The organism is Mesorhizobium sp. 2RAF45 (assembly GCF_052115225.1).
Taxonomy (GTDB): domain Bacteria; phylum Pseudomonadota; class Alphaproteobacteria; order Rhizobiales; family Rhizobiaceae; genus Mesorhizobium; species Mesorhizobium jarvisii.
Genome location: NZ_JBFRGG010000005.1, coordinates 151,568 through 168,803, shown reverse-complemented (window position 1 = coordinate 168,803; position 17,236 = coordinate 151,568). Strand labels below are relative to the sequence as shown.

Below are 17,236 nucleotides of genomic sequence, written 5' to 3'. Positions count from 1 at the left end.
CCACTAATCCATACATCTGGATAGATGGATTGATGGACAAGACAACAGCATTGCTGGCGCTCGCAGCACTCGGCCAGGAAACCAGGCTGGAGGTGTTCCGGCTGCTGGTGCGGGCCGGGGACGAGGGCGTGCCGGCAGGCGAGATCGCGACGCGGCTCGGCACGGTGCAGAACACCATGTCGGCGCATCTGAAGATCCTCGGCCAGGCCGGGCTGGTCCATGCCGAGCGCGAAGGCCGCAGCATCCGCTATACGGCCGACATGACCGGGTTTCGCGATCTGCTGGCCTATCTGATGGAGGATTGCTGCAATGGCGCGCCGGGGCTTTGCCAGCCGATCCTCCAGGCGGTGACCTGCAAATGTTGAGCTTGACATGACCGATCTTCGTCGCCGCCTCGCAGCCGAAGCCTTGGGCACCGCCATGCTGGTCGCCACGGTGGTCGGTTCGGGGATCATGGCCAGCCGGCTGACCGGCGATGTCGCACTTTCGCTGCTCGGCAACACCCTTCCCACCGGCGCCATTCTGGTGGTGCTGATCACCACGCTGGGGCCAATCTCCGGCGCGCATTTCAACCCGGCTGTTACCCTGGTTTTCGGCCTGCGGCGCGACATTGGCTGGCTGGCCGCGCTGGGCTATATCACTGTCCAGATTCTCGGCGGCCTCGCCGGCACGCTGGTCGCGCATGCCATGTTCGAGCTGCCGCTGCTGCAGGTGTCGGCGACGGTGCGCAGCGGGCAGGGGCAGTGGCTGGCCGAACTGGTCGCGACTTTCGGCCTGGTCTTCACCATCCTTGCCGGCTTGCGCTTCCGCAGCGACGCCATCCCCTGGCTGGTCGGGCTCTACATCACCGCAGCCTATTGGTTCACGGCCTCGACCTCTTTCGCCAATCCGGCGGTGGCCATTTCGCGCGCCTTCTCCAACACGTTTGCCGGCATCCGGCCCTCCGATGTGCCGGCCTTCATAGCGGCGGAACTGGTGGGCGCGCTGCTGGCGCTGGCCGTGGCCGGATGGCTGCTGGCTGAACCCAAGACCCTCACTCAGATGAAAGCCGCGCAATGACCATCACCATCTATCACAACCCCGATTGCGGCACCTCGCGCAACACGCTGGCGATCATCCGCCAATCCGGCGAAGAGCCGCAGGTGATCGAGTATCTGAAGACGCCGCCGTCGCGCGAAAGGCTCGTCGAACTGATCGAGGCGATGGCGATGACGCCGCGTGCGCTGCTGCGCGAGAAGGGCACGCCCTATGCGGAACTCGGCCTTGGCGATCCCAAATGGAGCGACGACGAGATCCTCGATTTCATGCTGGCGCATCCGATCCTGATCAACCGGCCGATCGTGGTGAGCCCGCTCGGCGTCGTGCTGGCCCGGCCGTCCGAAAAGGTCCTCGACATCCTGCCCAATCCGGAGATCGGCGCGTTCACCAAGGAGGACGGCGAGGTCGTCATCGACGCGAGCGGCAAGCGGGTCGTCTGAAGCCTATTTCGATATTCTTCGAAATAGGACTTGACGGTTTCCGTCGCCGGCCGCATGCTATTTCCATGAAACTCGAACAAGCAGCGAAGCAGCTGGAAGCGCTCGGCAATCCGACGCGGCTGAACCTCTATCGTATCCTGGTGCGGGCCGGCGAAGCGGGCCGGCCGGTCGGTTATTTGCAGGAGAGCCTCGGCATCGCCGCCTCGACGCTGTCGCACCATCTGCACCGGCTGATCCTGACCGGGCTGGTCAGCCAGGAGCGGCAGGCGACGACGCTGATCTGCCGCGCCAACTATCCCATGATGAACGATCTGATCGGCTTTCTGGCCGACGAATGCTGCGCCGATGCCGCCTGCAGCCCGGCAGCGGGGGACGCGGCCGCCTGAATTTTTCTTTGTTATTTCGATAATACCGGAAGGATAGAACCTGATGAAGAACGATCTACCCATCGCCGTCATCGGCGCCGGTCCGGTTGGTCTCGCCGCCGCTGTTCATCTCATGGCCCGGGGCCTGCCGGTGAAGCTCTACGAGGCCGGCAGCGGTGCCGCGGCCAATCTGCGGGACTGGGGCCACGTGCGGGTGTTCACGCCCTGGCGCTATTGCGTCGACGAGGCGGCCAGGAAACTGCTCGAAGCCCATGGCTGGCGGATGCCGGACGCGGAAGCCTTTCCCACCGCCGACGAACTCGTGGCGCACTATCTCGAGCCGCTCGCCAACCTGCCGGAACTGGCGCCAGCGATCGAAACCAAGGCGCGTGTCGTCGCCATATCGCGCTGGGGCGCCGACAAGGTGCGCGGCAGTGAGCGCGGGACGCGGCCCTTCATGCTCGTGGTCGAGACCGCCAATGGCACAAGGCGCGACAGTGCCCGCGCGGTCATCGATGCCTCGGGGACATGGCGCACGCCCAACCCGCTCGGCGCCGGCGGCATCGCGGCGGAGGGCGAGGCCGACTTCGCCGACCGCATCGCCTACGGCATCCCCGATGTCCTTGGGCGCGACCGCGCGCTCTATGCCGGCCGCACGACGCTGGTCGCCGGTTCCGGCCACTCGGCGGCCAATGCCTTGCTCGACCTTGCCAGGCTGGCGGAGGCCGCGCCCGGCACCGCCTTCATCTGGGCGGTGCGCGGAACCGACCTCGTGCGCATCTATGGCGGCGGCGACGCCGACCAATTGCCGGCGCGCGGCGAACTCGGCGCCGATATCCGCGACCTCGCCGAAAGCGGCCGCGTCCAGCTGGTGACGGGCTTTGCGACGCTTGCGATCCGCGAGCGTGACGGAAGGCTGATCGTCGAGGGGCAAAGCGAGGAGGGATTGCTGCAACTCGGCCCCGTCGACCGCATCATTGCCGCGACCGGGCAGCGCCCGGACCTGTCGCTGACCCGGGAGCTCAGGCTCGATCTCGATCCGTGGCTGGAAGGCGTCAAGGCGCTGGGTCCGCTCATCGATCCCAACGAGCATTCCTGCGGCGACGTGCCGCCGCATGGCCACCGCGAACTCAGCCATCCGGAGCCAGGCTTCTACACGGTCGGCATCAAGAGCTATGGCCGCGCGCCGACCTTCCTGCTGCTCACCGGCTACGAGCAGGTGCGCTCGGTCGCGGCGGCGCTCGCCGGCGACATGGCGGCGGCCGACGCGGTGCAATTGGTGCTGCCCGAAACCGGCGTCTGCACGGTGCCGGCTGGCCGTGCGTCGCAGGGCTGCTGCGGCGGGCCGGCGCCGGCGGCGATCGATGCGTGCTGCGTGGCGGATGCCGACGCCAAGGCCGCCGGCAAAAGCGGTTGCGGTTGCGCGGGCAAGATGGAAGCCGCCGAGTGAGCGACGCCAAGATCCCCGCTTGCGCCATCTGGGCGCTGGGCACCACGCAGATCGTCGGCTACGGCACGCTCTACTACAGCTACAGCATCCTGGCGCCGGCGGTGGCGGCGGAACTCGCCTGGTCGCAGCAATGGGTGTTCGCGGTGCTGTCGGTGTCGCTGCTGGCAAGCGCCATACTGGCGCCGTTCGCGGGCAGCCTGGCGGACCGGGTCGGGGCAGGGCGCCTGATGGTGCCGGGATCGCTGGCGGCGGCGGGTGCGTTGCTGTTGTGCGCGCTGGCGCCGGGGCGCGCCGGCTTTGCGCTTGGCGTGCTGGCCATGGAACTCGCCTCCTGCTTCGTGCTCTACAGCACGGCCTTCGTGGCCATCGTGCAGCTCGGCGGTGCGCGGCGCGGCATCACCCATCTCACCTTGATCGCCGGCTTCGCCTCGACCCTGTTCTGGCCACTGACGACGCTCCTGCACCAGCATCTCGGCTGGCGCGAGGTTCTCGCTCTCTTTGCCGCGCTCAACGCCTTTGTCTGCCTGCCGATCCATTGGTGGCTGGCCCGGCTTTCCAACCGTACCGGCAAGGCGACGGAGCGGATCGTCCCGGCAACGGTGGGCGTGTCGGGGCCAGCGCCCGACCGGGGATGGTCGCTCCTGTTCGTCCTGGTGCTGGCCGGATTTGCCATAGAGGGGTTCATGCTTTCGGCAATCCTCGTGCAGATGGTGCCCTTGCTCACTCTGGTCGGTCTCGGCGGGGCCTCGGTGCTGGTCGCCAGCCTGTTTGGCCCGTCGCAAGTGGCGAGCCGGCTGGTGAACATGCTGTTCGGCCGCGGCCTGTCGCAGACATCGCTGGCGCTCGGTGCGACCGCCGGACTGGCCGGCGGCCTTGCGGTGCTGCTGATGGTGGCGCCCTCCGTTCCCGGCGCCATGCTGTTTGCCGTGCTTTTCGGCTTCGGCTCGGGCCTGATGAGCATTGTCGGCGGCACGCTGCCGCTCGAATTGTTCGGCCAGGAACGCTACGGCTCCTATGTCGGCTGGATCACGGCGGCGCGCCAGTTCAGCTCCGCCTTCGCCCCGTTCGGCCTGACCCTGATGATATCGAGCCTCGGCGTCTTCCCGGCCTTGTGGCTAAACGTCGTGGTCGGCCTGTTCGGCATCGCCGCCTTCGCCGCCGTCGCGCTGATCAGCCGGCAATCGCGTAGGGGTGGAAAGGGCGGCACGGCCGATGCGACGGCGCCGGGCGCGGACAGTTTTGCAGCAGCGCCAGGTTACGTGTCAGGTGCTCGCCTGAAAACGCTGAACTGAAAGGACTGAGAGGAGCCCCATGGCGTCAGATGCAGATGGTCGAGTGTGCGAACCAGTGCAAAGCCGGATCCAAGGACTTGGGCGAGCTTGCTTGCATCGTATCTTTGAACGGGCAGGCCGCTGCATTTCTCCGGCCCGTCGAGCGCGAAAGTCGCGATAATCGCGTAGCCATTCGGTGCGAGTGCGCGTCCGAGTGTTGAGAGGTAAGCGTCACGATCCGCTTCTTCGACCATGAAATGGAAGGCAGCCCTGTCATGCCAGACATCGTAAAGTCGCCTCGGCGACCAGGTGCGAATGTCAGCCACGATCCAATCGATTTGGCCGCCTGTCCCAGCCAGTCGACCGCGAGCCGCCGCGATCGCCGCCGCAGACAGATCCAGGACAGTGACGTCCTCAAAGTGTTGTTCCTGAAGATTGTCCACCAATCGAGAGGCGCCGCCCCCTACGTCAATGATGGCAGAGCTGCGATCGGCAATCTCTTTTATCAACGAAAGAGAGGGCTCGGGATTATCTTGGAACCAACTGACGCCGTCCTCGCGTTTCGATTCATATGTTGCGTTCCAGTGCAACTGCGATGCCTCTTTCTCCATCGGGCCGGCCCTCGCTTTTGGTGACACCGTCCAGCATATCAGTCGCGGTCGCCGGCCGGTGATCAAATTGTGGGGCACGATTATTCAGACCGGCAAGGATTGATCCAGCAGGGGCTGTTCGGGCCAAGGCACAGATTGCCGCCAGCTGAAATTGCGCGGAAGTGCCAACCGATATTGCGCTACACTTCCCCCGGCAGTCGCGGTAAATGCGGGGGTGGCCGATTCCTCCCCGCCGATCATCAAGACCATCGCCGTTGCCGCCGCGCCGGCTGAGGTCTGGCAGGTGCTGACGACGCCCGCGATGATCCGGCAATGGATGTCGGACGAGGAACTGACCGTCGGGCTGGAAGGGCATGCCGGCGGCGCGATCGTGATACGCGGGCTGCTGCATGGCATGCGGTTCGAGAACCATGGCACGGTCCGGGCGTTCGAGCCGGAGCGGCTGTTCTCCTACAGCTACTGGAGCACGCTGTCGGCCTCGCGCCTGGCGGACGTGCCCGAAAACCACACGCTGGTCCGTTTCGCATTGGCGCCGGCGGATCAGGGAACGCTGCTGACGCTGACGCTCTGCGACTTCGCCGAACCGGCGATCCGCCCGCACGCCAATCTCTACTGGGGCCCGACCTTGCAGATCCTGAAGGCGGTGTGCGAGCGTCCTTGACGAAGACGCCGCGCAATGAGCCCAGCCTTTACCCCTTTGGACGCCGCGCCAAAGCTCGGATGCGGTCGGCGACCTTGCTGTCGATCGGGTTGTAGACCGTCAGGTTCAAATCCGGCCGGCCGTCGACCGCGAAGGACGAGTATTCCAGCTCGATGTCACCCAGTTCCGGGTGTTTTAGGCGCTTTGTCCCGTCGCCATGGGCGAGCACGTCATTCTCCTGCCACAGCGCGGCGAACTCGGCGCTGCCGCTGCACAGTTCGTCCACCAGCTGGGTGACCTCGGAGACGGCGCCGGCACGCGCCGCATCGGCCCGGAAAGCGCCGACGACGAAACGGGCAAGGTTTTCCCAATCATGCTGCTTGGCGCGGATGTGGGGCGTGAGGAACATGAAGCGCAATATGTTGCGCCGGCCGGCGGGGATGGTGCCGTAGTCGGTCAGCACGATCTCGGCGGCTCGGTTCCAGGCGACCACGTCCCAGGTGGCGGTCTTGACCAAAGCGGGGCTGGCCTCGAGCGTGTCGATGAGGCGCTGCAGCCGGGGGCTGACGCCCTCGTCGCCCCGGTAGCGGACCTCGGGCGGACGGCCGAGCCCCAGCATGAAGAGATGTTCGCGCTCCGCCTCGGTCAACAGCAGCCCCTTGGCGATGCGGTTCAGCACATCGGCCGAAGGCGCGCCGCCACGGCCCTGTTCCAGCCATGTGTACCAGGTCGGGCTGATGTTGGCGCGCTGGGCGACTTCTTCGCGGCGCAGCCCCGGCGTGCGCCGGCGCCCGGAGAAGCCGAACGAGGCGGGATCGAGCCGGGTGCGCCGGTCTTTCAGGAAGGCTGCGAGCGTGCCGGCTGAGTTTGTGGGCATCCTGTTAGCCATTATACCATGATAAGATCACTACTTTAATGGAATAATAGACCGGGGATACTGCGCGGGCAACTGTGCAGGAGATTTTGCATGCGTATCTTTTTGACCGGTGCCACCGGCTTCATCGGCTCGGCGCTTGTTCCCGAACTCATCCAGGCCGGCCATGAGGTGGTCGGCGTCACCCGCTCCGATGCAGGCGCGGAGGCGCTGGCGGCGGCGGGCGCCGAAGTGCATCGCGGAACCCTCGAGGAACCAGCAAGCCTGCGCGACGGCGCGGCCGAAGCGGACGCCGTGATCCACACCGCCTTCGACCATGATTTCTCGCGCTTTGCCGAGAACTGCGAAAAGGACAGCCAAGTGATCGCGGCACTCGGCCAGGCATTGGCCGGATCCGACCGGCCGCTGGTCATCACGTCGGGCGTCGGCATGGGCAGCCCCGGACATGGCCAACTGGCGGTCGAGGACGTCTTCAACGCCAGCCATCCCAATCCGCGCATCGCATCGGAACTCGCCGGCAATGCCTTGCTGGAGGCCGGCATCAATTTGTCGGTCGTTCGCCTGCCGCAGGTGCACAATCCGGTCAAGCAGGGGCTGATCTCGCCGCTCATCGAGATCGCGCGTGAAAAAGGCGTCTCGGCCTATGTCGGCGAAGGCCGCAATCGCTATTCGGCGGGGCATCTCTCCGACGCCGCGCGGCTCTACCGGCTTGCTGTCGAAAAGCGCCAGCCGGGCGCGCGCTATCACGCGGTCGGCGAGGAAGGCGTCGAGGTGCGCGCCATCGCCGAGGCGCTTGGCCGGGGCCTCAACCTGCCCGTCGTCTCGATCGCGCCGGAAAAGGCTGCGGAGCATTTCGGCTGGATGGGAATGTTCGCCCCCATGGACCTGCCCGCGTCCAGCGCGCTGACCCAGGCACGGCTCGGCTGGCACCCGACCGGCCCGACGCTGATCGCTGATCTCGACGCCATGCGCTATTGAGGCGCTGCGGCCTCAGCCAGGGCTGACGGCGTAGCGCAAGTGGATCAGCCCATGCGCCAGCGTTTCGCAGCTTGTCAGCGACAGCTGCATCTTGCCGGCGAGGCCGCTTTCGCCGAACTCGACAAAACCCTGGTTTCCCGCCCGCGCGTCGAGCGCGGGCGCGACGAGCAGGCTTAGTTCATCGACAAGCCCGGCCGCGAAGAAGGAGCCGTTGATGCCGGCGCCGCCTTCGAGCAGCAGACGCCTTATGCTGAGCTCACGCCCGAGCACGTCGAGCATGGCGGCGAGATCGATTTCGGCCGTTTCCGACACGATGTAGGACACGCCGTCGGCGGCGAGCTCGGCCAGATGGCTGTCGGAGACGTCACGCCCAAGCAGCACCACGACATGGTCGCGCCGCCGACATCGGGCTTGGCGAAGTGGAGCTTGCCGGAGGTATCGAGCGCCACGGCATAGGTTCCCGCGTCGCGTTGCGCGAAATGATGCGGCCGCTCGACCTTGCCGGCATGCGCCGGCGGGTGCGCTCCGGCCTTGCTCATCTCGGCCATGGTGACGCGCCCGACGATCCAGGCGTCGCCCTGGAGATCGCCGTGGATCTGCTCATAGAGGCCTGACCACTCGGCCCGGGTTCCGTCCGGGCTGGCGGTGTAGCGGCTCGGATGAAGACTGCCGTCGAGCGAGGCGAGCATATGGCAGATGATATGCGGCTTCATGCAATTCTCCAGGGACGGACTGATCTTCAGAAGGACTCGGGGGTTCAAACTAGGGCCGCAGCCCCGGAATGGAAGCCGAGGCAAGTCGGTTTGATCAAAATTCCGACAATTCCGATAATTCGCCTCCAGCACTGTTATATCGATGTTGCACAAATGGTTGACCCTGGGTTAGCATTCCCTTGCTGATGCCGATGGGAGGCAGTTTTTGCAACGGCGATCAGCTGGAGCGGCATGCGCTGTCCTGCGCAAGGAGGATGCTCCAACACTTTGAACCGACGCATGATCCTTCCTGAAACCGTCCCGGTTTCCGGGGCGTGCGTTCTTGTGGAGGAGATCAACCATGAACAGACGTGAATTTCTGATGACGTCCGTGGCCGCCGGCGCCATGATGCTTGCAGCACCTTCAGCGTTCGCCGAGGATAAGCTGACCATACTGGGCTCGGTGCCCAATCTTGGCTTTCCGTTCTTCGTGCACATGCTCAATGAGATCAAGGCCGAAGCGCAGGCGCAAGGCGTTAACCTGACCGAAAGCGACGGCCAGAATTCAGCCACCAAGCAGACCGCCGACATCGAGGCGGCGCTGGTGCAGAAGGTCAACGCCATCGTGATTTCGCCGCTCGACGTCAACGCGCTGGCGCCGGCGATCGAGGAAGCGGTCAAGGCCGGTGTTCCCGTGGTGACGATCGACCGCCGCGTCGACGGTGTCCAGGGCATCCTCGCCCATGTCGGCGCCGACAATGTCAAGGGCGGCGAGGCGGAGGCGCAAGCCATGGTGGCGGCGTTCCCCAACGGCGCCAAGCTGTTCCATCTGCAGGGCCAGCCGGGTGCCGGTCCGGCGATCGACCGCAACAAGGGCGTGCACAATGTGCTCGATCCCCTGAAGGACAAGTACCAGATCATCTTCGAGCAGACCGCAAACTTCGCCCGCGCCGAGGCGTTGTCGGTGACGGAAGCCGGGCTCGCCGCCAATGGCAAGCCGGACGCCATCATCTGCGCCAATGACGACATGGCGCTCGGCGCGCTCGAGGCTTGCGCGGCGCGCAACTTCACCGACGTCAAGATCTACGGCTTCGACGCGCTGCCGGAAGCGCTGGTTGCCGTGCGCGACGGCAAGCTCGCCGGCACGGTCGAACAGTTCCCCGGCCAGCAATCGCGCACCGCCGTGCAGATCGCGGTCGCCTACGCCAAGAACAAGACCGAGCCGAAGGAGAAGCTGGTGCTGTTGACGCCGATCGTCATCGGCAAGGACAATCTCGACAAGGCCGAGAGGTTGAGCGAGACGAAGTAGGCTGATTGGATGAGGCCTGCGGGACAGCACCCCCCTCTGCCCTGCCGGGCATCTCCCCCGCAAGGGGGGAGATCGGCAGTGTCGATGAAGGCACCTTCCTTGCGACGTTGGAGATTAGCGAAAGCCGAATGGACAGCCAATCTCCCCCCTTGCGGGGGAGATGTCCGGCAGGACAGAGGGGGGTGTTCACGCGCTGACGGGACCAGCATGAACCGCATCGAGGAAGCAATCATTGGCTGAAGCCGCACCTGTCCTGCTTGCCGTCGAGGGCGTCACCAAGCATTTCGCCGGTGTCACCGCGCTGAGCGACGTCTCGCTCGACATCCACCCCGGCGAGATCCTCGGCCTGCTCGGCGAAAACGGCGCGGGAAAATCGACGCTGCTCAAAATCCTGTCGGGCGTCATGCCGCCGTCCAGCGGGCGCATCACTTTCGACGGCGCCGACTACGCGCCCTCCAGCCCGCAGGATGCCAAGCGGCTCGGCATCGTCACCATCTACCAGGAGCTCAGCCTGATCCCGACGCTGACGGTGGCGGAGAACATTTTCATCGGCCGCGCGCCGGTCGGGCCGTTCGGCCTGGTGAGCTGGAAGCGCATGGAGCGCGACTCGCGCGACATCATCGCCCGTGTCGGCCTTTCCATCGATCCGATGACGCCGGTCTCGGCGCTGTCGGTGGCCGAGCAGCAGCTGGTCGAGATCGCCCGGGCGCTGTCGCTCAAAAGCCGGCTGATCATCATGGACGAGCCGACCTCGGCGCTGACCGAGACCGAGGTGCAGCGGCTGTTGTCGATCATGGGCCGGTTGCGCCAGGACAAGGTCGCCATCATGTTCGTCACCCACCGGCTGGAGGAGGCCTCCGCCATCTGCGACCGCATGACGGTGCTGCGCGACGGGCGGCTGGCCGGACATCTCGACCGCGACAAGGGGCGGCCGATCCAGTTGCCGCGGATCATCGAGAAGATGGTCGGCCGCGTGGCCTCCGAACTCTATGCAAGGCCGTCGCAGCGCGCGGTGGCCGGCGATGTCGTGCTGTCGGTGCGCGGTCTGCGCACCGTGCGCGATCCCGAGGCGCCGCATGCCATCGTGCTCGACGGCGTCGACATCGATCTCAAGGCCGGCGAAATCCTCGGCGTCGCCGGGCTTGTCGGCTCGGGCCGCACGGAGCTGGCGCGCGCCATTTTTGGCGCCGACCGCATCGCCGCCGGAACCATCACGCTCGACGGCAAACAGATCGCGCCGGCCTCACCGGCGGATGCCATCGCGCTCGGCATCGGCCTGGTGCCGGAGGACCGCAAGCACCAGGCGATCTTTGCCGCGCTTGGCATCCTGCCGAATTTCTCCGTCGCGTCGCTCGGCACGTTCAGCAACGGTTTCGGCTTCATGGCCGAGCGGCGCGAGCGCGACGCGCTGTCGGGTTTCAGGAAGATGCTGTCGATCCGCATGGCCTCGGCCGAGCAGGCGATCGAGGGCCTGTCGGGCGGCAACCAGCAAAAGGTGATCCTGGCGCGCTGGCTGGCGCGCGATCCGAAAGTGCTGATCGTCGACGAGCCGACGCGCGGCGTCGATGTCGGCGCCAAGGCGGAGGTGCATCAGATCCTGGTGCAATTGGCCGCGCGCGGCATCGCGGTGATGATGATCTCGTCCGAGCTGCCCGAAGTGCTGGCGGTGTCGGACCGCATCGTCACCATGCGCAGGGGCCGCATCACCGGTGAGATGCCGGGCGTCGAGGCAAACGAGGAAAAACTGATGGAACTGATGGCGCTCGACAAGCAGGATGCTCTTGGGCAAGACGCGCTTGGGCAGGATGCGGAGGATCAGGCACGATGAGCATCGCCGAAGAGCAGAGCCAGCGCGGCGGCGCGACGATCGCGCGGCTGTTGATGAGTTTCGGGCCGCTGCTGTTCCTGGCGGCGCTGGTCGTCGTCTTCACCGTGCTGAAGCCGAGCTTCATCGACCCGATCAATCTGTTCAACATCACGCGCCAGATCTCGATCACCGGGCTGATCGCGCTCGGCATGACCTTCGTCATCCTCACCGCCGGCATTGACCTGTCGGTCGGCTCGCTGCTGGCCTTCTGCGGCATGGTCGCCGCCGTCGTCGCCAAGGGCGGTGCGGCCAACACGCTGTCGCTGTCGACCTCAGGCACGCAGGGCTATGGCTGGTTCGCGGCGCTGCTGGCGGCCGTCATCGTCGGCGCCGCCGCCGGCGGCGTGCAGGGGCTTGCCATCACCCGACTGAAAGTGCCGCCCTTCGTCGTCACGCTGGGCGGGTTGACGGTGTTTCGCGGGCTGACGCTGACCATCTCCAATGGCGGCCCGATCTCGGGCTTCGACGCCTCTATGCGCTGGTTCGGCACGGGGCTGATCGGCCCGGTGCCGGTGCCGGCCATCATCTTCGCCATCGCCGCGATCCTATGCCACATCGTGCTGCGCTACACGCGCTATGGCCGCGCCGTCTATGCCGTCGGCGGCAATGCCGAGGCGGCCCGATTGTCTGGCCTGCGCGTCGACCGCATCCTGGTCTCGGTCTATGTCATCGTCGGCTTCTTCGCCGGGCTCGCCGCCTTCGTGCTGTCGGCGCGGCTCAACTCATCGGAAGCGGTGGCCGGCATCGGCTATGAGCTGACGGTGATTTCTGCCGTCGTCATCGGCGGCACCTCGCTGTTCGGCGGCATCGGCTCGGTCGGCGGCACGGTGGTGGGTGCGGCGCTGATCGGCGTGCTGCAGAACGGGCTGCAGTTCAACAATGTCTCGTCCTACACGCAAAGCATCGTGATCGGGCTGATCCTGATCCTGGCGGTGGCGTTTGACCGGTGGCTGAAGTCGCGGGTGCGGAGATGAGGGTGTTCGACGGAACGAGGCGTTGATGATTTTGCGCCGATATACCCGCCGCAGAACAAGCGTGGCGCCAAGCTGGAGCACCCCTCGTCCGGCTCGGCGCTGACGCGCCGATCCACCTTCTCCCATAGGGGGAGAAGGGAAGATGGCGCATCACCCCGGCAACTGCTCCTCGACCACCCGCGCCGAGCCCGGCACCAGATGCCCGGCCTGATCGAAGTGCAGCACCACCACCCAGTTGAAGACATCGCCGGGCCATTTGCCGTTCGGCAGCAGCGCCTGCGGGTCGGCGCCAAAGGCCTTGATGAGTTTTCCGAGCTGGCCGTGATGCCAGGCGATCAGGATCGACTTGCCGTGGGTTTCACTGGAGAGTGCGGCGACGAGGGCTTTGACGTCCTTGTCGGCGAAGCGCTGGTCGATGGGCAGTTTCAGCGCCTGGCTGAGCGGGGTGAGCGTCAGCCGCTCGCGCGCGCTGTTCTTCGAATCGGCGCTGGCCACCAGCATATCGGGCCGGAAGGCGACACCGTCGAGCAGGAAGGGCTGGAAATAGGCGACATAGGCCTGCGCGCGGGCTTCGCCCTCGGGCGACAGACCGGGTCCGCTGTCGGGCTTTTCGCCATGGCGCACGATCAGCACCGTGGCGTCGGCAAGCCCTGATGTGCTGTTGCCGGCGGCATGGGCGGACAGAGCAAGCGCCATCACCCACAGGGCGGCGAGAACGAGGGGTTTCATGGCGGTCCTTCCCTGGGTTTCGAGCCGACCAATCAACGTATCAATTCGACGGAATCAGGGCCGCCACGGTACCCACGGCATCCCGGCATTGAACCAAGGAGATGCGCGGCCATTTCCCGGCCCGGTTGCAAAACGATCGCCCTTTGCTAGAAAGGCCTGGGGCGGGTGGCATCGTGAGAGACCTCATGTTTGCCGATATCATCAGGCCGATCAGCTTGAGTTTTTCGCTGCTGCAACGCTTCTGGCCGCAGCTTGTCGCGCTGGTGCTGGCCGGGGTGCTGGCCGGCGATCTCCTGCTGCAGCTGGCGGCGAAAGTGGCGCTCGCCAATCATTTCGCCGGGCTTGCCATGCTGACGCTGGTGGCGCTGGCGCAACTGGTGGTGACGGTGGCGATGTTCCATGTGCTGCGCCCCGGCCTGCCGCATCTCTTGGCCGCGCAGCGCGGCGCCGACAAGGCCGCGGAGGAGCAGGTCACTGGCGACCGACGCGGCTCGCGGCTGGTGCGCATGATCACCATCGCGCTGTTGCCTTTCTTCGCCTATTACGCGGCCTGGGGGTTCCTCGGCGATATCGTGCGGCAATATTCGCGCGCCACGCTCGACCAGGCCGATTTCGGGCAGGCCGGAAATGTGCTCGACGTGCTGGATTCGCGCTGGCTGCTGATCTCGGTGGCGGTGTCCTGGCTGATCCGCCGGCTGGCCAAGTTCATGCAGACGAAAACCAAGACCGCATCGTTCTGGCAGATCGTCGTGGTGATCTGCGAGACCAACTGGATCTTCGTCGGTCTCTATGTGATCAGCCGCTGGAAGGATACGGCGCTGCAATGGCTGATGAGCCGCTCCTTCTGGTCGGTGGTGCAGGCGTCGGCCGATGGGCTGGCGAGCCCGGTGCCGGTGGCGACGGCGGCCCCGATGGTGCCGGTCGAGATCACCTCGATCGCGCCGTCGACGGTCGCCATCAACCTGTTCTTCTACATGCTCCTGCCGCTGATCTGGCTGGTCATGGCGGCGCTGATCTATGGCTATGACGTGCGCGACGATGCCGCGCTGATGCGCGTGCACAACCGGGTGGAGCGCTTCGGCAAGCGCTATGCCGGCCTGCCGAAATTCCTGCGCGACTTCGTCGAGCATTTCATCGCCGGCTACCGCTCGCGCTACCTGCCGATCGCCAATGGCGTGCGGCTGACGGTGAGTTCCAGCCTTCTCCTTCTGTGCACGCTGATCATCGGCTATCGCCTCATCGACTGGGGCGCTGCCTGGCTGTGGCTCGGCGCGACACGGCTGATCGGCCCGCACGAGCTCGATGTCTGGCAGATCTTCTCGCACGGCGTGACGCTGCTGTTCGGCAGCCCGTTCCAGGATTCCTCCACCGGCATTTTGATCGAGCCGATCAGGATATGTTTTCTCGCCGCCGTGCTGGAGACGGCGTTTTCGCTGTCGAAGGGTAGATGAGCTCCCTTCTCCCCGTTTACGGGGAGAAGGTGCCGGCAGGCCGATGAGGGGCGGCACTGTCGCGAAAGAATTGAGCTTGATCTCGCAAAGCCGGCGCTGGCCGTGACGTTAGGCAAATCAGCCACTTACCGGAGCGTTGGCGCTGCCCCTCATTGCCCTGCCGGGCATTTCTCCCCGTATAGTGACGGGGAGAAAGCAGCTACTTCGGCGGCCTTTGAAAGCGCAAGAACCAGGGCCGCTCGCTGCTCAGCCCGACTGCCGGGCGGATGGTTTTCACCGCGTCTTCCGGCACGATGAAGATGTCACCGATGGTGACGGTGTCGCCCTTTTTGACGCCGGAGAATATCGCCGACGTGCAGTTCATCACACCCGCCGGCAGGCTGACGCCGGCGATGACATCCGGCAGCCAGCGGCGCCCGGCGGCGTCGGTCAGCATCAGCTTGCAGCCCAGCCACTGCTTTTGCAGGTCGGGGTCACCTATCTTGACCGAGAACGTGGCGATGACGGCGAAGGCGTGGTCGGGCAGGCGGCCGGCCTTGCCGCCGCGCAGATCGGCCAGTTTCCAGTCACTGCCGCCGAACGGCACGGACTGGCCGAAATCGACATCCCTGGCGATGAGGTCCTCGCCATGCAGCCATTCGCGCAGGCTGTCATAGCTGGTCTCGGCCAGCGTCAGCGGCAGCAGGATGGCAAGCGCCACAAGGCTGCGCCGCCGCCATTTTTGCTCGGCCTGCCGGTCTTCGCTGGCGATCGGTCCAGGGGCGGTAGAAACGGCGCTCATGACTTGCCTTGAGGTGGCGGCGCATCGAGGTCGTATTCCGGCAGCACATCCGCCGGCTGGCCATCGGCGCTTGTCGGCACCCCATCGAGGCTGATGCGCGCTTGCGCGTCGAGCGGGCCGAACTGGCGCGCTGCTATCAGCAGGCTGGCGCCGCGGATCTGGTCGGGCGGTATTTCGAACACGAACAGGCCGCGCTTCTCCAGGCCCGGATCGACGCCATGCGGCGGCATGTCCTGGCGGTAGCCGAGCCGTTCCGTCTGGTGATAGCGCAGCCCGACCGGGCCTTGCCAGGTGCCGTCGGCAACCGTGGTGGAGGCAGCGGTGGCGGTGAGGCTGGTCGTCACCACCGCCCACAGGCCGCTGGTGGTCAAAAGCTTTTGCCGGCCGAACTGGTTGGTTTTCAGCGCGCGGGCAAAGACCACCTTGTCGAGCCGGACATCGAAGCTGCGCGCGCGGATGGTGTCGTGCATGGCGCCATCGGCCGGGATCGGCGCGGTGAGGTCGGCATAATGCGGCTTTGACACCTGCATGCCATAGCTCAGCACCACGGTCGCGCCGAGGATGACGAGATTGCCGAGGATGCGGATTCTCATGAGCCGGTTCCCGGCACGTCGGCGACCGGCAAGGTGATGGTGCCGAGCCGGTAGGGATTGAACCAGCCGGGCATGCCATAGAGGTTGTCGCGCGGCTTGAAGATCTCGGCGGTGACGCCGAAGCTCAGGCTGGCCGGGACAATGGCGTCGCCGGCCAGCGGCCAGACATAGGCCATGCGCTCCGTCATGCCGGGATGCAGTTCCGGCGTCAGCGTCTCGTCCCGCGTCAGCGCGATCATCGGCATGGGATCGGGCAAGGCGAGCCCGTCCGGCTTGAAGACATCGAAATAGGCCTTGTCGGATTGCGCGGTGCGATTGGTCATGTCGGCCTCCAGCACCAGCGCCTTCTGGCCGGGCTTCATCAGCACGCCATAAACCTTGGCGTGGCTGACATAGGCGCGCACCGGCTGGATGCGCCAGCGTCCGGCGTCGATGGCGGTGTCGAGCGGCAATTGCGGCGGAGCGTGGGCGGGGAGGGCGCCGAAGGCGCCCATCAGGCCGGCGACGAACAGCGCCGCGATGGTTCCCGCGCCGGCCGTGATCCAGGTTTGAACTTTTGAGCGGGCAGTCCTGAACATTCCAAATCATGCACGTCGAACGAAGAGCCACCCACGCGCAATCTAGAAAGAAACGGAGCCGATTGGAACCCGCAAATGGCTGGTCCAGCGTGCCGGGCCTCAGGCCGCTTCGAGCGCCCACAGGCGATGGCCGTAGCGGCGGAAGAAGCGGGCTGCGAGACGCTGCTGCCTGGCCCGAACGAGATCGGGCAGGCGCCGTTCCTGGCGCCAGCGCGGCATGTTGCGCCAGCAGGCGATGAAGCGGGCGGTGTCCTCGATGGCCTCCTGCGCCGACAGCGCCGGGCCGATTGCCCCCAGGAACAGTGGTTCGGATTGTTTCAACTCGTCGATGACGGCCTTGCGCCGGAAATGATCCTGGCGGGCGTGCGTGATGCCGTTGCGGCGGATCACCTCGAAGGCTTCGAGCAGAGCAGGACTGTCGCCGGTGTAACCGCAGGCGCGGGCGAAATCGGCGGCATCCATCACTGCTCCCGGGTCTGATGCGGCAGGCGACTCACATCTGCGAGTTGTTGAAAGCATAACTCAAAAACCGATAAAAGGGAAACTTTTGGGAAAGTGTTAAAACTGCGACTCGACTCCCGGCTCAAAACACAGG

Annotated in this window: 19 protein-coding genes and 1 pseudogene; 12 read left to right on the top strand and 8 right to left on the bottom strand. The window is 65.7% G+C overall.

The window, feature by feature from the left end:
* Window positions 1-32: 32 nt before the first annotated feature.
* The 6 genes from AB4Z43_RS16450 (at window position 33) to arsK (ending at window position 4,585) form a co-directional block, all read left to right on the top strand.
* Window positions 33-365, top strand: coding sequence for an ArsR/SmtB family transcription factor (locus AB4Z43_RS16450; RefSeq protein ID WP_069092702.1), 333 nt, complete (start codon window positions 33-35; stop codon window positions 363-365).
* Between the two features lie 7 nt (window positions 366-372).
* Window positions 373-1,059, top strand: coding sequence for an aquaporin (locus AB4Z43_RS16445; protein WP_069092701.1), 687 nt, complete (start codon window positions 373-375; stop codon window positions 1,057-1,059).
* The gene (arsC, locus tag AB4Z43_RS16440) at window positions 1,056-1,478 is read left to right on the top strand and encodes an arsenate reductase (glutaredoxin) (RefSeq protein WP_038648335.1); all 423 of its coding nucleotides are present in this window, start codon (window positions 1,056-1,058) and stop codon (window positions 1,476-1,478) included. Before AB4Z43_RS16445 ends, arsC begins: the two co-directional genes overlap by 4 nt.
* A gap of 65 nt (window positions 1,479-1,543) precedes the next feature.
* Window positions 1,544-1,864, top strand: coding sequence for an ArsR/SmtB family transcription factor (locus AB4Z43_RS16435; RefSeq protein WP_038648332.1), 321 nt, complete (start codon window positions 1,544-1,546; stop codon window positions 1,862-1,864).
* A gap of 43 nt (window positions 1,865-1,907) precedes the next feature.
* On the top strand, window positions 1,908-3,293 hold the full coding sequence (locus AB4Z43_RS16430) for a flavoprotein (protein ID WP_441938421.1): 1,386 nt from the start codon (window positions 1,908-1,910) through the stop codon (window positions 3,291-3,293).
* On the top strand, window positions 3,290-4,585 hold the full coding sequence (gene arsK, locus AB4Z43_RS16425; protein ID WP_441938419.1) for an arsenite efflux MFS transporter ArsK: 1,296 nt from the start codon (window positions 3,290-3,292) through the stop codon (window positions 4,583-4,585). The genes AB4Z43_RS16430 and arsK overlap by 4 nt, the downstream gene beginning before the upstream one ends.
* Here the strand turns inward: arsK and AB4Z43_RS16420 are convergent.
* On the bottom strand, window positions 4,549-5,175 hold the full coding sequence (locus AB4Z43_RS16420; RefSeq protein ID WP_441938417.1) for a class I SAM-dependent methyltransferase: 627 nt from the start codon (window positions 5,173-5,175) through the stop codon (window positions 4,549-4,551). The two genes, arsK and AB4Z43_RS16420, sit on opposite strands and share 37 nt — an antisense overlap.
* A 214-nt stretch (window positions 5,176-5,389) precedes the next feature.
* On the opposite strand from AB4Z43_RS16420, the gene AB4Z43_RS16415 reads away from it, so the two are divergent.
* Window positions 5,390-5,836: an SRPBCC family protein gene (locus AB4Z43_RS16415; RefSeq protein WP_441938415.1), complete on the top strand. Its 447-nt coding sequence runs from the start codon at window positions 5,390-5,392 to the stop codon at window positions 5,834-5,836.
* A gap of 28 nt (window positions 5,837-5,864) precedes the next feature.
* Here the strand turns inward: AB4Z43_RS16415 and AB4Z43_RS16410 are convergent, their stop codons facing one another.
* Window positions 5,865-6,692, bottom strand: coding sequence for a helix-turn-helix transcriptional regulator (locus AB4Z43_RS16410; protein WP_032920671.1), 828 nt, complete (start codon window positions 6,690-6,692; stop codon window positions 5,865-5,867).
* Window positions 6,693-6,782: 90 nt separating this feature from the next.
* On the opposite strand from AB4Z43_RS16410, the gene AB4Z43_RS16405 reads away from it, so the two are divergent.
* Window positions 6,783-7,667 (top strand): SDR family oxidoreductase, encoded by an 885-nt coding sequence (locus tag AB4Z43_RS16405; RefSeq protein ID WP_441938412.1) that lies wholly within the window; start codon window positions 6,783-6,785, stop codon window positions 7,665-7,667.
* A 12-nt stretch (window positions 7,668-7,679) separates the two neighbouring features.
* On the opposite strand, the pseudogene AB4Z43_RS16400 reads toward AB4Z43_RS16405, so the two are convergent.
* Window positions 7,680-8,380, bottom strand: a pseudogene (locus tag AB4Z43_RS16400) (RibD family protein).
* A 340-nt stretch (window positions 8,381-8,720) separates the two neighbouring features.
* Between AB4Z43_RS16400 and AB4Z43_RS16395 the strand changes: the two are divergent.
* The 3 genes from AB4Z43_RS16395 to AB4Z43_RS16385 all read left to right on the top strand — a co-directional run bounded on the left by AB4Z43_RS16395 (window position 8,721) and on the right by AB4Z43_RS16385 (window position 12,509).
* On the top strand, window positions 8,721-9,668 hold the full coding sequence (locus AB4Z43_RS16395; RefSeq protein WP_027047106.1) for a substrate-binding domain-containing protein: 948 nt from the start codon (window positions 8,721-8,723) through the stop codon (window positions 9,666-9,668).
* Window positions 9,669-9,900: 232 nt separating this feature from the next.
* Complete coding sequence (locus tag AB4Z43_RS16390; protein ID WP_441938410.1) at window positions 9,901-11,496, top strand: sugar ABC transporter ATP-binding protein; 1,596 nt, start codon at window positions 9,901-9,903, stop codon at window positions 11,494-11,496.
* Entirely contained in the window at window positions 11,493-12,509 is a 1,017-nt protein-coding gene (locus AB4Z43_RS16385; RefSeq protein WP_038648308.1) for an ABC transporter permease, read from the top strand. The genes AB4Z43_RS16390 and AB4Z43_RS16385 overlap by 4 nt, the downstream gene beginning before the upstream one ends.
* Window positions 12,510-12,659: 150 nt before the next feature.
* On the opposite strand, the gene AB4Z43_RS16380 is transcribed toward AB4Z43_RS16385, so the two are convergent.
* Window positions 12,660-13,238, bottom strand: coding sequence for a flagellar basal body-associated protein FliL (locus AB4Z43_RS16380; RefSeq protein ID WP_441938408.1), 579 nt, complete (start codon window positions 13,236-13,238; stop codon window positions 12,660-12,662).
* Between the two features lie 185 nt (window positions 13,239-13,423).
* On the opposite strand from AB4Z43_RS16380, the gene AB4Z43_RS16375 reads away from it, so the two are divergent.
* Entirely contained in the window at window positions 13,424-14,689 is a 1,266-nt protein-coding gene (locus tag AB4Z43_RS16375; protein ID WP_441938406.1) for a hypothetical protein, read from the top strand.
* A 199-nt stretch (window positions 14,690-14,888) separates the two neighbouring features.
* Here the strand turns inward: AB4Z43_RS16375 and AB4Z43_RS16370 are convergent, their stop codons facing one another.
* From AB4Z43_RS16370 to AB4Z43_RS16355, 4 genes are all read right to left on the bottom strand, one after another.
* Window positions 14,889-15,470 (bottom strand): hypothetical protein, encoded by a 582-nt coding sequence (locus AB4Z43_RS16370; protein ID WP_038648300.1) that lies wholly within the window; start codon window positions 15,468-15,470, stop codon window positions 14,889-14,891.
* Window positions 15,467-16,063: a hypothetical protein gene (locus AB4Z43_RS16365; RefSeq protein WP_441938404.1), complete on the bottom strand. Its 597-nt coding sequence runs from the start codon at window positions 16,061-16,063 to the stop codon at window positions 15,467-15,469. Before AB4Z43_RS16365 ends, AB4Z43_RS16370 begins: the two co-directional genes overlap by 4 nt.
* A complete protein-coding gene (locus AB4Z43_RS16360) occupies window positions 16,060-16,641 on the bottom strand; it encodes a hypothetical protein (protein ID WP_038648294.1) in 582 nt (193 codons plus the stop codon). Before AB4Z43_RS16360 ends, AB4Z43_RS16365 begins: the two co-directional genes overlap by 4 nt.
* Before the next feature lie 99 nt (window positions 16,642-16,740).
* Window positions 16,741-17,103: a hypothetical protein gene (locus AB4Z43_RS16355; RefSeq protein WP_441938402.1), complete on the bottom strand. Its 363-nt coding sequence runs from the start codon at window positions 17,101-17,103 to the stop codon at window positions 16,741-16,743.
* Window positions 17,104-17,236 lie beyond the last annotated feature (133 nt).

Coding starts and splice junctions, on each gene's coding strand:
- AB4Z43_RS16395 (WP_027047106.1), top strand. CDS start 8,721: ATGAACAGACGTGAATTTCTGATGACGTCCGTGGCCGCCGGCGCCATG.
- arsC (WP_038648335.1), top strand. CDS start 1,056: ATGACCATCACCATCTATCACAACCCCGATTGCGGCACCTCGCGCAAC.
- AB4Z43_RS16360 (WP_038648294.1), bottom strand. CDS start 16,641: ATGTTCAGGACTGCCCGCTCAAAAGTTCAAACCTGGATCACGGCCGGC.
- AB4Z43_RS16435 (WP_038648332.1), top strand. CDS start 1,544: ATGAAACTCGAACAAGCAGCGAAGCAGCTGGAAGCGCTCGGCAATCCG.
- AB4Z43_RS16365 (WP_441938404.1), bottom strand. CDS start 16,063: ATGAGAATCCGCATCCTCGGCAATCTCGTCATCCTCGGCGCGACCGTG.
- AB4Z43_RS16430 (WP_441938421.1), top strand. CDS start 1,908: ATGAAGAACGATCTACCCATCGCCGTCATCGGCGCCGGTCCGGTTGGT.
- AB4Z43_RS16450 (WP_069092702.1), top strand. CDS start 33: ATGGACAAGACAACAGCATTGCTGGCGCTCGCAGCACTCGGCCAGGAA.
- AB4Z43_RS16410 (WP_032920671.1), bottom strand. CDS start 6,692: ATGCCCACAAACTCAGCCGGCACGCTCGCAGCCTTCCTGAAAGACCGG.
- AB4Z43_RS16380 (WP_441938408.1), bottom strand. CDS start 13,238: ATGAAACCCCTCGTTCTCGCCGCCCTGTGGGTGATGGCGCTTGCTCTG.
- AB4Z43_RS16420 (WP_441938417.1), bottom strand. CDS start 5,175: ATGGAGAAAGAGGCATCGCAGTTGCACTGGAACGCAACATATGAATCG.
- AB4Z43_RS16370 (WP_038648300.1), bottom strand. CDS start 15,470: ATGAGCGCCGTTTCTACCGCCCCTGGACCGATCGCCAGCGAAGACCGG.
- AB4Z43_RS16385 (WP_038648308.1), top strand. CDS start 11,493: ATGAGCATCGCCGAAGAGCAGAGCCAGCGCGGCGGCGCGACGATCGCG.
- AB4Z43_RS16405 (WP_441938412.1), top strand. CDS start 6,783: ATGCGTATCTTTTTGACCGGTGCCACCGGCTTCATCGGCTCGGCGCTT.
- AB4Z43_RS16445 (WP_069092701.1), top strand. CDS start 373: ATGACCGATCTTCGTCGCCGCCTCGCAGCCGAAGCCTTGGGCACCGCC.
- AB4Z43_RS16375 (WP_441938406.1), top strand. CDS start 13,424: ATGTTTGCCGATATCATCAGGCCGATCAGCTTGAGTTTTTCGCTGCTG.
- AB4Z43_RS16355 (WP_441938402.1), bottom strand. CDS start 17,103: ATGGATGCCGCCGATTTCGCCCGCGCCTGCGGTTACACCGGCGACAGT.